9 protein-coding genes (1 of these 9 cut by a window edge) are annotated in these 13,066 nt (G+C 62.7%); 2 read left to right on the forward strand and 7 right to left on the reverse strand.

Translation table 11 applies throughout. The features are described from left to right. Positions 1-27 precede the first annotated feature (27 nt). Entirely contained in the window at positions 28-1,839 is a 1,812-nt protein-coding gene (gene thiC, locus ACZ9EJ_RS19480) for a phosphomethylpyrimidine synthase ThiC (RefSeq protein ID WP_046641843.1), read from the forward strand. 772 nt (positions 1,840-2,611) lie between these two features. On the opposite strand, the gene ACZ9EJ_RS19485 is transcribed toward thiC, so the two are convergent. Continuing rightward, positions 2,612-3,664 carry a lysine-2,3-aminomutase-like protein gene (locus tag ACZ9EJ_RS19485; protein WP_046641844.1) on the reverse strand — a complete coding sequence of 351 codons (1,053 nt, stop codon included), beginning with the start codon at positions 3,662-3,664 and terminating at the stop codon, positions 2,612-2,614. After that, entirely contained in the window at positions 3,661-4,731 is a 1,071-nt protein-coding gene (epmA, locus tag ACZ9EJ_RS19490; RefSeq protein ID WP_046641845.1) for an EF-P lysine aminoacylase EpmA, read from the reverse strand. The genes ACZ9EJ_RS19485 and epmA overlap by 4 nt, the downstream gene beginning before the upstream one ends. Positions 4,732-4,896: 165 nt before the next feature. On the opposite strand from epmA, the gene efp reads away from it, so the two are divergent. Beyond that, entirely contained in the window at positions 4,897-5,466 is a 570-nt protein-coding gene (gene efp / locus ACZ9EJ_RS19495) for an elongation factor P (RefSeq protein WP_037087579.1), read from the forward strand. An 88-nt stretch (positions 5,467-5,554) separates the two neighbouring features. Here efp and ACZ9EJ_RS19500 read toward each other — a convergent pair whose 3' ends face one another. The 5 genes from ACZ9EJ_RS19500 to ACZ9EJ_RS19520 all read right to left on the reverse strand — a co-directional run. After that, positions 5,555-6,982 carry an efflux transporter outer membrane subunit gene (locus ACZ9EJ_RS19500; protein WP_046634779.1) on the reverse strand — a complete coding sequence of 476 codons (1,428 nt, stop codon included), beginning with the start codon at positions 6,980-6,982 and terminating at the stop codon, positions 5,555-5,557. Between the two features lie 132 nt (positions 6,983-7,114). After that, positions 7,115-10,213, reverse strand: a complete 3,099-nt coding sequence (locus tag ACZ9EJ_RS19505) for an efflux RND transporter permease subunit (RefSeq protein ID WP_046634781.1) — start codon at positions 10,211-10,213, stop codon at positions 7,115-7,117. A 49-nt stretch (positions 10,214-10,262) separates the two neighbouring features. Then, positions 10,263-11,459, reverse strand: coding sequence for an efflux RND transporter periplasmic adaptor subunit (locus tag ACZ9EJ_RS19510; protein WP_046641846.1), 1,197 nt, complete (start codon positions 11,457-11,459; stop codon positions 10,263-10,265). A gap of 166 nt (positions 11,460-11,625) precedes the next feature. Then, positions 11,626-12,228: a TetR family transcriptional regulator gene (locus ACZ9EJ_RS19515; protein ID WP_046606751.1), complete on the reverse strand. Its 603-nt coding sequence runs from the start codon at positions 12,226-12,228 to the stop codon at positions 11,626-11,628. 44 nt (positions 12,229-12,272) lie between these two features. Then, positions 12,273-13,066: the 3' portion of a phosphoribosylaminoimidazolesuccinocarboxamide synthase gene (locus ACZ9EJ_RS19520; RefSeq protein WP_046641847.1), read on the reverse strand. 157 nt of this gene lie beyond the right edge of the window; only the last 794 of its 951 coding nucleotides appear in the window; its start codon lies beyond the right edge, outside the window; it ends in the stop codon at positions 12,273-12,275.

A 13,066-nucleotide genomic window follows, 5' to 3' on the forward strand; every position in this document is an offset into this window, starting at 1 on the left:
AAACGTCAAACCTTGGAGCCTTGAGCCATGAATATCGCAACCACCAAGCTTACCCCGGTCGTCACCACCGGCCCGCTTCCCGCTTCCATGAAAGTCCTGAAAGCAGGAACGATCCATCCGGACATCCGCGTGCCGATGCGTCAGATCGCATTGCATCCGACCTCCGGCGAACCGCCGGTCACCGTCTACGATTCTTCCGGTCCCTACACGGTGGAAGGTGCCGCGATCAGCATCGACGCGGGCCTGCCGCGCCTGCGTGAAAACTGGATTGCCGCCCGCCGCGATGTCGAGGCCTATGAGGGCCGCATCGTCAGGCCGGAGGATAACGGCTTCGTGTCCGGGAGCCACCTGACGCCGGAATTCCCGGTCCGCAACCAGCCTTTCAAGGCGAAGGTGGGCAGGGCCGTCACCCAGCTCGCCTATGCGCGGGCCGGCATCGTCACGCCGGAGATGGAATTCGTCGCCATCCGCGAGAATCTCGGCCGGCAGGCGGCCAGCGAGCCGCTCATCCGCGACGGCGAAAGTTTCGGCGCCCATGTGCCGGACTTCGTGACACCCGAGTTCGTTCGGCGCGAAGTCGCGGAAGGCCGGGCGATCATTCCCGCCAACATCAACCATCCCGAATCCGAACCGATGATCATCGGCCGGAACTTCCTGGTGAAGATCAATGCCAATATCGGCAATTCGGCCGTCACCTCGTCGATGGCCGAGGAAGTCGAGAAGATGGTCTGGGCGATCCGCTGGGGCGCCGATACGGTCATGGACCTGTCGACCGGCCGCAACATCCACAATATCCGCGAATGGATCATCCGCAATTCGCCGGTGCCGATCGGCACCGTGCCGCTCTACCAGGCGCTCGAAAAGGTGAACGGCATTGCCGAGGACCTGACCTGGGAGGTCTATCGCGACACGCTGATCGAGCAGGCCGAGCAGGGTGTCGACTATTTCACCATCCATGCGGGCGTGCGGCTCGCCTATATCCCGCTCACCGTCAACCGCGTCACCGGCATAGTCTCCCGCGGCGGCTCGATCATGGCCAAGTGGTGTCTGCATCACCACAAGGAGAGTTTTCTCTACGAGCATTTCGAGGAAATCTGCGACATCGCCCGGGCCTACGACGTGTCGTTCTCGCTCGGCGACGGCCTTCGCCCCGGTTCGATCGCCGATGCCAACGATGCGGCGCAGTTCGCTGAACTGGAGACCCTCGGCGAGCTGACGAAGATCGCCTGGGCGAAGGATTGCCAGGTGATGATCGAAGGCCCCGGCCATGTGCCGATGCACAAGATCAAGGCGAACATGGACAAGCAGCTCGCCGTCTGCGGCGAGGCGCCGTTCTATACGCTCGGGCCGCTGACCACCGATATCGCGCCGGGCTACGACCACATCACGTCGGGCATCGGGGCAGCCATGATCGGCTGGTTCGGCACCGCCATGCTCTGCTACGTCACGCCCAAGGAACATCTCGGCCTGCCGGACCGCAACGACGTCAAGGTGGGCGTCATCACCTACAAGATCGCGGCGCATGCCGCCGATCTCGCCAAGGGCCACCCGGCGGCGCAGGTGCGCGACGACGCGCTGTCGCGCGCCCGTTTCGAGTTCCGCTGGGAGGACCAGTTCAACCTCTCGCTCGATCCGGAAACGGCGCGTTCGATGCATGACGAGACGCTGCCCAAGGAGGCGCACAAGGTGGCGCATTTCTGCTCCATGTGCGGCCCGAAATTCTGCTCGATGCGGATTTCGCATGACATCCGCGCCGAGGCGCAGAAGGAGGGCCTGGAAGCCATGGCTGCGAAATATCGCGACGGCGGAGATCTCTATATGCCGGTGGGGAAGGCGTGAGCTGATCCTGTCCTTCGACGTCGAGGCAGTTCAGCCCGCTGCCTTGCAGCCCAGCCTATCTCCCCTCAAGAGCAGGGCGATCACATGAAGGCATGGGGCGGCGCGTGGAGCCCCTCCCCCTTGTGGGGAGGGGTTGGGGAGGGGACTTCATCCAGCATCAAAACCCCTCCCGCCTGCCGGCCACCAACCGGGGACGGGTCGCTGGCCCCGTCCCGTCCTCCGGACCCCCACAAGGGGGAGGGTTAAGAATGCCGCGCTGCCGCACATTCCATATGTGACGGCTCTGACCTGGTGGGAGATGCCCGGCAGGCAGAGGAGGCTTACGCGGCACGCCAAACTTTTCCGGTTTTAGTTTCCCCGCCCTTCTGCGCTATGCCTACAATCCCCTCGCCTCCGTCGCCGGAGTGTTTCGCGAGACGTTCGCGGGCAGGCGGAGGCCGGCGCTTTCGTCGGAACCGTAACGTGCGGGGATGGTGGAAGAGGTGAAAGCCATGGGCTGGGGGCAATCCCAACCCTATCAAGCCTCCCCCTGGCCGCCAGGCCGGGTTCGGTTGAGCCGTGCAAGTGGCAAGGTTTCCCGAAAGGAGACCGCGAACGAAGCCACGCAGCGAGGCGAGGTGATCACCTGTAGGGGAGGGACACCCCGAAAAGACGCCGAAGGCCACGCGAATGCGGAGCCAGCTATTAAAATCTATTGAGGTTCCGCATTCGTGTGGGCTCTCCAAACAAGCCAAGCCACGGGCGCAGTTCGCCGCGTGAACAAGAACCCGTGTCATTTCGGAGGATATGCATGCTCTTCGCCGCGGAAATCGCTGACGGAATAACATCCGCCGTCGCCGTCGCCGCGCACGGCGCTTTCGCCGATCACCGCCTTGCCGTGGCCGCCCGGGATATCCAGCACATAGGTGGGCTGGCAAAGGCCGGAAATATTGCCCCGGAGCGCCGAAACGATCCTCTGGCCCTCGGCGATATCCAGCCGGAAATGGCCCGTACCCGGGGCAAGGTCGGGATGGTGCAGATAATAGGGTTTGATCCGGGTCTCGACGAAGCACTTCATCAGGTCGCCAAGCACGGTCGGATCGTCGTTGACGCCACGCAGGAGCACCGTCTGGCTCACCATCGGAAAGCCGGCGTCGACCAGGCGGGCGCAGGCGGCGCGGGCGGCGTCGGTCATTTCGCGCGGATGGTTGGCGTGCAGCGCGATGTAGACCACCTTGCCGCTTTCCTTCAGTGCCGCAATCATCGCCGCGTCGATACGGTCCGGTTCGACGACCGGCACGCGGGTGTGAAAGCGGACGATCTTTACATGGGGGATCTCCGCAAGGCCGCGCATGATGGCAGCAAGCCGCCTCGGCGAAAGGACAAGCGGGTCGCCGCCGGTGAGGATCACTTCCCAAATCTCCGCATGCTCGCGGATATACGCGAGCGCCGCCGACAGTTCGTCCGGTGCCAGCGTTCCGTCACCTTGCGGACCGACCATCTCGCGGCGGAAGCAGAAGCGGCAATAGACCGGGCAGATATGCACGGCCTTCAACAGCACCCGGTCCGGATAGCGGTGAACGATGCCCTTGACCGGGCTGTGCACCTGATCGCCGATCGGGTCGGCATGCTCTTCCGGCGTCGTCAGCAATTCGGCCGGATCGGGCACGAATTGCCGGGCGATCGGATCCTGACGGTCCGTGCGGTCGATGAGCGAAACCAAGGTCGGCGTCAGGGCGATGGCATAACGGTCCGCCACCGCGCGAATGGAGGCGAGTTTTTCCGGTTCGATCAGTCCGGCAGATACCAGGTCATCGGCGGCCTTCAGTGAACGCGCTGCGGTCATCCAAACACCTCCGCCACTGGCGCCCACATGACCTGGTCGATGCGGGTCGCACCTGTTGCCAGCATGGCGAGCCGGTCAAAGCCGAGCGCTGCCCCGCTGGCCTCCGGCATGATCGAAAGCGCATCGAGAAAGTCTTCGTCGATCGGATAACGCTCGCCGTAGATGCGGGCTTTTTCCGCCATTTCGTGTTCGAAACGGCGGCGTTGTTCGCCGGCGTCGGTCAGTTCCCCGAAGGCGTTGGCAAGCTCGACGCCGCAGGCATAAAGCTCGAAACGTTCGGCGACGCGCGGATCACGGGGGGATGGCCGGGCGAGCGCGGCTTCGGAAACAGGGTATTCGTGGAGGATCGTCGCCCGGTCCTGGCCGAGATGCGGCTCGACCTTCTCGACCAGCACCTTGCTGAAAAGGTCCGCCCAGGTGTCGTCTCCGGCAAACCTGATACCGGCCTTCTGCAGGCCGGCCGCCAGCAGGTCGCGGTCGGTTTCGCCATTCGCCGCGACGGAGGCCAGCAGGTCGATGCCGGCAAACCGGTCGAAGGCATCGGCGAGTGTCAGGCGTTCGGGTTCGGAGAAAGGATCGATCTCCATGTCGCGGAAGGCGAAGCGCCCGGTCCTGGTGGTATCCGCAGCCAGTGCCAGCATCTCGGCGCAATCGGCCATCAGCTGTTCGTAGCTTTCGCCGACGCGATACCATTCGAGCATGGTGAATTCCGGATGGTGCAGCGGCCCGCGTTCACGGTTGCGGTAGACATGCGCGAAGGTGAAGATGCGCTTCTCGCCGGCGGCCAGCAGCTTCTTGGCCGCGAATTCCGGGGAGGTGTGCAGGTAGAGCGGCGCCCTGCCGCCGTCGATGGCTACCGCTTCGGTTGCGAAGGCATGCAGATGCGTCTCGTTGCCCGGCGAGACCTGGAGCGTTGCCGTATCCACCTCGATAAAATCGCGCTCCGAGAAGAAACCGCGCAGCGCCGACTGGACCGCATTGCGGCCTTTCAGGAAGGGCCGGCGATCCGCATGGTTTGCCGGCATCCACCAGGGCGAGCGGGATATGGCAGGTCGGGACAAGCTCATTTATGGCTTTCTTCGCCGGTTCTCCCCGGCAAGGCTTCCACTTTGCGCGGTTTTGGAGTAGTTCCGGCCGGAAAACAGACGATCCGTCCTTCGGGCCGGTTATCGCCCGGTCCTCTACGATGCATTTTCGGCAGTTACAAGCCGGTTCGCTACACAAGGAATACTATGGTCAAGGTCATCGCTTCTTCTGTCCGCAAGGGCAACGTCATCGATGTGGACGGCAAGCTTTATGTCGTTCTCACCGCCGAGAACTTCCATCCCGGCAAGGGCACGCCCGTCACGCAGGTCAATATGCGCCGCATCGTCGACGGCGTGAAGGTGTCCGAACGCTGGCGGACGACCGAGCAGGTCGAGCGCGCCTTCGTCGAGGACGTCAACCATCAGTTCCTCTATGAAGACGGCGAAGGCTTCCACTTCATGAACCCGGAAAACTACGACCAGGTCGTGGTGGACGCGGATACGATGGGCGACCAGAAGGCCTATCTTCAGGAAGGCATGACCTGCGTTCTCTCCATGCACGAAGGCATTGCTCTGGCTCTTCAGCTGCCGCGCCACGTGACGCTCGAGATCGTCGAGACCGAACCGGTCGTCAAGGGCCAGACGGCTTCCTCGTCCTACAAGCCGGCCATGCTGTCGAACGGTATCCGCACCGCGGTTCCGCCGCATATCGATGCCGGCACCCGCGTCGTGATCGCCACCGAAGACAATTCCTACGTCGAGCGCGCCAAGAACTGATCGTCCCCGGCCTTTCCGGGCGTGATAAAAAAACCTCCGAAGCGCGGGCTCCGGAGGTTTTTTGTTGTCGGTTATGTTGGGGCGGTACTTACTTTTTGATCACCACCGAAGCGACCTTGGTATCGGTCTTGCCGAAGGCGTAACCGCCGCCGATCGCCACATTGAGCGAGACGTAGTCCTGCGCCATCTGACGCACGGCGGCCGCGAGGTTCGACTGAGCGGTCGAGACCTGACGCTGGGCGTCGAGAACGTCGAGCAACGAGGAAGCGCCGTCACGATAGCTGGCGGTGCCGAGCTGCAGAGCTTCTTCGTAGGACTTTACAGTTGCCTGGAGCGCGGAAACCGTACGGCTGTCGCGGGCAACCGCGGCCAGTGCATTTTCCACTTCCTCGACCGCGTTCAGAACCGTCTGTTTCCAGGCGAGATACTGCCCGCGGGCGCTGGATTCGGCGATCTTGACGTTGCCGCGCAGACGGCCGCCGTCGAAGATCGGCAGGCTCAGCTGCGGTCCGAAGGACCAGGTCAGGGCCCGGGTATCGAGGCTGCCGGCAAGGGCGTTGTATCTCGGAGAAATGGAGCCGCCGAGCGTAATGGCCGGATAGAGCTGAGCCTCGGCGACGCCGATTTCGGCGACTGCCGATGCGAGCTGGCGTTCCGCCGCACGGATGTCCGGACGGTTGCGGATCAGGTCCGCAGGGATGCCGGCCTTGGTGCTGAAGCGGGCGACCGGCTGGCGTGCGCCTTTCTGCAGTTCAGGAACGAGCGTCGATGCCGGCATGGCGAGAAGCGTGGCGACACGGTGTGCCGCGCCACGGAAACTCGTTTCCAGGCCCGGAATTTCCGCGATCGTCGAATTCACCAGGCCTTCGGACTGGACGACATCGAGACGGGACGCTGCGCCGGCATCCAGCTGGAGCTTGGTGAGGTTCAGCGTTTCGCGCCGCGAATCGAGGTTCCGGCGGGCGATCGCGATACGCTCCTGATAGTAGCGTACGTCGATATAGGCAGCGACCACCTGAGACAGGAACGAGAGACGCGCAACGTCTTCGCTGGCATAGGCAGCATCGAGGCTTGCGAGCGCACTTTCCTTGGAACGCCTGTAGAGGCCGAAAAGATCGAGGAACCAGGACGCATCGGCAGTACCCGCCGTCGTGGTCGCCCGCGAGAACGAACCGGGTTCGGTACGAGTGCCAGTGGTCGTGCTGGCGGCCGAGAGATCCAGCGACGGGATAGCTCCCGCGCCGGCGACGGTAACGTTGGCCTGGGCAGACGTGATCCGCTCCATAGCCTGGAGGATATCGAGGTTCTGGCCGATCCCCTGATTTACATAGCCGTTCAGACGGCTGTCATTAAATGCGGTCCACCAGGCAACCTGCGAAACATCGCCGTTGCTGGTCTTGCCGGCTTCGGCAAATTTACCCGGAAGAGCAATTTCCGGCGCCTTGTGATCTGGACCGACGACGCAGCCCGAAAGCAGCAGCATAGTGAGAGGAGCAACAACACGAATGGATAACATTTTTCTGTCCCAGTGCCCTACAACGCGTGGAAGGTCAGCACTCATGCCTCTTCCGATTGTCCCGTCAGCAGCGATTCGCACAGCTTCTGACGGCATTAAAGGTCGAATACGTTAACGAACGTAATCGTCATCCTACTCTTTTTCACGCTTTGATAACCGTCTAACGACAACAAAGAAGGACGGAACGAAGAAAATTCCGAGCAGTGTTGCAGAAAGCATACCACCCAGCACGCCGATACCGATGGCGTTCTGCGCGGCGGATCCGGCTCCGGTTGCGATCGCCAGCGGCACGACGCCGAGGATGAAAGCGAGCGATGTCATGACGATCGGCCTCAGGCGAAGGCGCGCGGCCTCGAGGGTGGCCTCGATCATTTCCATCCCGCCGGCCTGACGATCCTTGGCGAATTCGACAATCAGAATGGCGTTCTTCGCCGCCAGGCCGATCGTCGTCAGGAGCCCGACCTTGAAGTAGACGTCGTTCGACTGGCCGAAGAAATACGCGGCGGCAAGCGCGCCGAGCACGCCGATCGGGACGGCCAATATGACCGAGAAGGGGATCGACCAGCTTTCATAAAGTGCGGCAAGGCAGAGGAAGACGATCAGGACCGACAACCCGTAGAGCATCGGTGCCTGCGAGCCGGACAGCCGCTCCTGGTAGGAAATGCCCTGCCAGGCGACCGAATAACCGCCAGGCAATGCGGCCGTCAGCCTCTGCATCTCGTCCATGGCCTGGCCGGTACTGACGCCCGGACCGGCCGCGCCCTCGAGGGGGATGGCGCTGGTGCCGTTGAAGCGCGCAAGCTGCGGCGTGCCGCTGATCCACTGGACGGTGCTGAAGGAGGAGAAGGGAACCATCTCGCCGCTATTGTTGCGGGCGAACCAGTGTTTCAGGTCGTCCGGCTGCATACGGTAGGGCGTATCGCCCTGGACATAGACCGGCTTCAACTCGTTGTTCAGGGTGAAGTCGTTGACATCGCGTCCGGCGAAGATGGTCGCCAGCATCGAGTTGACCGAAGCGAGGTCGACACCCATTGCGCCCAGTTTTTCCTGGTCGAGCAGGATCTTGAGCTGGGTTTCGGACCGCTGGGTGCTGCTACGCAGCGAACTGATGTTCGGATTGCCCGTGCCGGCCTGAATGAGCTGCTGCGATGCCGCGGTCAGCGCCGCATTGCCGTTGTTGCCGCTGTCGACCAGATACATGGAGAAGCCGCTCGACGTGCCCAGTCCCTGGATGGCCGGTGGCAGAAGCGCGAAGACCTGCGCATCGCGGATGCTGAAGAAATAACCGCTCGCCCGCTGGACGATGGCTGCGGCAGATTGCTCCGGCCTGGTCCGCTCGGCGAAATCCTTGAGCTTGGTGAAGACGATCGCGTTGTTCTGGCCGCTTCCGCTGAAGCTGAAGCCGAGGACGCCGAACACAGCATCCACATTGTCCTTTTCCTTTTCGAGGAAATAGGCCTCGACCTTCTTGACCGCCTCGTCGGTGCGCGGCGTGGTGGCGCCGACGGGGGTCTGGATAATGGTCAGCAGGACACCCTGGTCTTCCTGCGGAAGGAAGGAGTTCGGCAGCCTGGTGAAAAGCCAGGCGCAGCCGCCGATCACCAGCAGGAACAACAGCATCACACGGAGCGGGCGCTTCAGGAGATAACCGATGGTGCTGACATATCCGCGTGTCGATCGATCGAAACCGCGATTGAACAGGGCGCCGATGCCGCGGCGTTTCTTGTGGTGGTCGATCGGCTTCAGCATGGTGGCGCAAAGCGCCGGCGTCAGCACGATGGCGACCAGTGCCGAAAGCAGCATGGCGGACACGATGGTGATCGAGAACTGCCGGTAGATGATGCCGGTCGAGCCGCCGAAGAAGGCCATCGGAATAAACACGGCCGTCAGGACGAGCGCGATGCCGATGATGGCGCCGGTGATCTCGCCCATGGATTTTTCGGTCGCCTCGAGCGGGCTCAGCCCCTCTTCGTCCATGATGCGCTCGACGTTTTCGACGACGACGATGGCATCGTCGACGAGAAGGCCGATGGCCAGGACCATGGCGAACATCGTCAGGGTGTTGATGGAATATCCGGTCATCGCTAGCACCCCGAACGTGCCGAGCAGGACGACGGGCACGGCAATCATCGGGATCAGCGTTGCACGCAGATTTTGCAGGAAGACGAGCAGGACCACGAAAACCAGGATGATCGCCTCGATGAGCGTGTGGACGACCTTCTCGATCGAAAGCTGCACGAAGGGCGTCGTGTCGTAGGGATAGGTGATCTCCACGCCGTCCGGAAGATTGGGTCCGATGGCGGTCAGCGCCTCTCTGACGCGCGCGGCGGTATCGAGAGCGTTGGCGCCGGTGGCAAGGTTCACGGCGAAACCCGTGGACGGCAGGCCATTCTGGCGCGAACCGCCGCCATAACTCTCCTCGCCGATCTCGACGCGGGCGACGTCGCTCAGGCGCACCGTCGCGCCGTCCTGTTCGACCTTGAGGATGATCCGCTCGAAATCGTCGACCGTCGTCAGCTGGCTTTGCGCGGTCATGGTGACCGTCAGCTGCTGTTCCGCCTTGGCCGGAAGACCGCCGAGGGCGCCGACAGAAACCTGGGTGTTCTGGGACTGGATCGCCGACGTCACGTCAGCGGGCGTCAGCTGGTATTTCTGCAGCTTGTAGGGATCGAGCCAGACGCGCATCGCATATCCGGAGCCGAAGATGTCGATGCTGCCGACGCCTTCCAGGCGCTTGACCTGATCCTCGATCTGCGTGGAGAACAGATCGCCGAGATCGACGGAGCTGCGCTTCTTGTCGGTGGAAACCAGGGCGCCGACCATCAGAATGCTCGAGGTCGATCGGGAAACTTCAATGCCTGCCTGTTGCACCACATCGGGGAGCTGCGACTGTACGAGCTGCAGCTTGTTCTGCACCTGCACCTGGGCAATGTCGGGAAGAACGCTGCTGCCGAAGGTCAGCGTGACGCTGGCGCGGCCGGTCGAGGAGGACGACGTCATATAGGTGAGGTCGTCGAGGCCGGTCATGCCGTCCTCGATGATCGTCGTCACCGATTTTTCGACGGTTTCCGCGCTTGCGCCGTTGTAGCTTGCCGTGATCCTGACCGTGGTCGGCGCGATGTCGGGATATTGCGAGATCGAGAGCGTCGCGATGGCGAGTGCGCCGCCGAGCATGATGACGATCGCGATGACCCAGGCGAATACCGGTCGCCGGATAAAGAACTTGGCCATTCAGATTATTCCTTGCCGCGTTTCGTCATGATCTGTTCCGCTCGGGCTCTCACGGCTTTGCTGCGGCTGGTTTCGGAGCTTCAACGACGAAACCCTTGTCGTTGACGGTCGCTTCGACCGGTTGGACCGCGGCACCGTCGGCGATCCACTGGAAGCCGTCGACGACCAGGCGATCGCCATCGGTTATGCCGTCGGTGACCAGCCAGTTGTTGCCGGAAACGCCGCTGGTGGGGAAGATGCGGGTCTCGACCTTGCCGTCCGCCGTGACGAACTTGGCGGAAAGCTCGCCGCGGGCATTGCGCGTCGCGGCGCGCTGCGGGATCAGGTAGCCGCTCTCGTTGCCGAGGGTGACCGTGGCGCGCACATAGGTGCCCGGCAGGATCATGTCGTTGGGATTATCGAACAGCGCGCGGATCTGATAGGTGCCGGTGGTCTCGCTGACGGCCATGTCGGCCATGTCGAGCTTGCCGGTCAGGGGATAGTCCGTCCCGTCTTCCAGAGCCAGGCGGATATCCGCCTTGCGCGGATCGCCGCTCAGGCGGCCGGAAGCCATGGCCGAGCGCAGCTCAAGAAGATTGGTGCTGGAATCGATGAGGTCGATATAGACCGGATCGAGGCGGCGGAGCGTCGTCAACGCCGTCGTCTGGTTGGCGGTGACGATATTGCCGATGCTGACATTGGAGATCGACGTGACGCCGTCGAAGGGCGCACGGATCTCGGTGAGGTCGAGATTGATCTGGGCGGCATTGAGGGCGGCATTGGCCTGGGCGACATCCGCCTGCGCCTGCAGCAGGGTTACCCGCGCATTTTCATATTCGATCTGCGTTGCGCCGCTGTTGACCAGCCGCTCATAGCGGGAGAGGTTCGCCTGGGCGCTCGGGATGCTGGCTTCCGCCTTGGAGACGGTCGCCTTCGCCTGGGCGACCTCGGCCGCATAGGTGCTGTCCTCGATCTTGTAGAGAAGGTCTCCGGCCTTGACCTCGTTGCCCTGCTTGAAGGCGATCTCCTTGATCTCCCCGGTGACCCGCGGGCGGATGTCGGCGATCTGGAAGGGTGCGGCCCGGCCCGGCAGCACGGCCGTGATCGGCTGCTCGGACTTCTTCATGATCACCACGCTGACCGGCTGCGGCGGGCGCTGGGGGGCGCCGCCTGCCGCGCCGTTGCCGGCCGGCGTCTGGCCCGAATCGCTGCAGGCAGCGAGCGCCACGGAAAGAAGCAGGGAAAGTATCAATTTGCGTCCGGTCATGGCGTCATCCAAGGCAAAACATCTGGGCGATCGCCTCGGCAGGCGGGATGTGCCGGGGCGGAAGGCGGGGAGATTAACCCGTCTTAGGCGGTCGGAACAGTGGTGGTCGAAAACGGGAGTTCAACCGGCGTTCCAGGTTCGTGAAAGTGACGTAAATATAAAATCGTCACTTGGCAAGTGGATTTTGCAGCGCAGCATTCACAAGTCTGGCAAGGCCATTGCAGCGGTCATGCAATTCCGCCTCGCCGGCCTTGGCCAGAAGGACCGGATGCAGCACGCTCGCAAAGGCGGCCGCCACGTGCTGGCTGATCGCCTGCGGATCGGTACATTTGTAGGCGCCGCTTTCGACCCCCTGCCGGATCAGATCGGTGAACAGGTTCTCGATCAGCCGCTTGTAATGCTGGCCGCTGGGGAGATCCGCCTCGGACATCAGGAAGATCATCTCGAACAGAAAGGGATTGTCGCGGAGGTCCTGGAGATGCGCCTCCATCAGCTTGCGCACGACGATCGCCAGCCGTTCGGGCGCCGGCGCCGGCTCGTCGAGCGTCTCGAACCGGCCGATCATGCGGCTGATATGCCGGTCGCAGATGGCATCCGCCAGCGATGCCTTGGAATGGAAATGCTTGAAGATGTTGGCGGGCGACATATGCAGCGCATGGGCGACGTCGGCGATCGAACACTTGGCGATCCCCCGTTCACGGAAGAGCGTCTCTGCCGTGTTGAGGATATCGCCCCGGGTTTCTTCCGCCTTGCGTCTCGGTCTGCGCACTCTGTCCTCTTTACAATGCCGGATCGGTTTTCCGGCCAATTTGTTCAACGCGTGCTGAAATAGGGCGCCAAATTGCTGCGGATACGGTCGAGCACGGTCGCACCGGTGGTATCTGGCACGAACGTCTCGCCGGTGATCGTTTCATAAGCCGTGCGGTAGACCCTGGCGGTCTCTTCGACGAGTTCGGCAGGGATCGCCGGGATCTCATCCTTATAGGGGTCGCAACGCTCGACCACCCAGGCGCGGATGAAATCCTTGTCGAAACTCTTCGGCCGCGTGCCGCTGCGGAAGGCCTCGTCGTAGCTGTCAGCGATCCAGTAGCGGCTGCTGTCGGGCGTGTGGATTTCGTCGGCAAGGATGATGGTGCCCTCGGCATCCGTGCCGAACTCGTATTTGGTATCGACGAGGATCAGCCCGCGTTGCGCCGCCAGTTGCTGGCCGCGCGCAAAAAGCGCCAGCGCATAACGGGAGAGGGTGGCCCATTGTTCTGCGGTCAGAAGTCCCTGTTCGACGATCTCTCCCGGCGTCAGGGGCTCGTCGTGGCCGCCGTCGAAGGCCTTGCTGGTCGGCGTGATGACCGGGGCGGGCAGGATTTCGTTGTCCTTGAGGCCGTCCGGAAGATCGAGCCCGTACATGGTGCGCTCTCCCTTCTTATAGAGGGTGAGCAGCGACGTGCCCGTCGTGCCGGCAAGATAACCGCGCACGACGATCTCGACGGGCAGGATGTCGAGCCGCTTGCCGATCACCACATTCGGATCCGGATAGGCGATCACATGGTTGGGGCAGATGTCCTTGGTCGCCTCGAACCAGTAGCGCGCGGTCTGGGTCAGGACATGCC

This window comes from Neorhizobium sp. USDA 3394, from assembly GCF_056280385.1.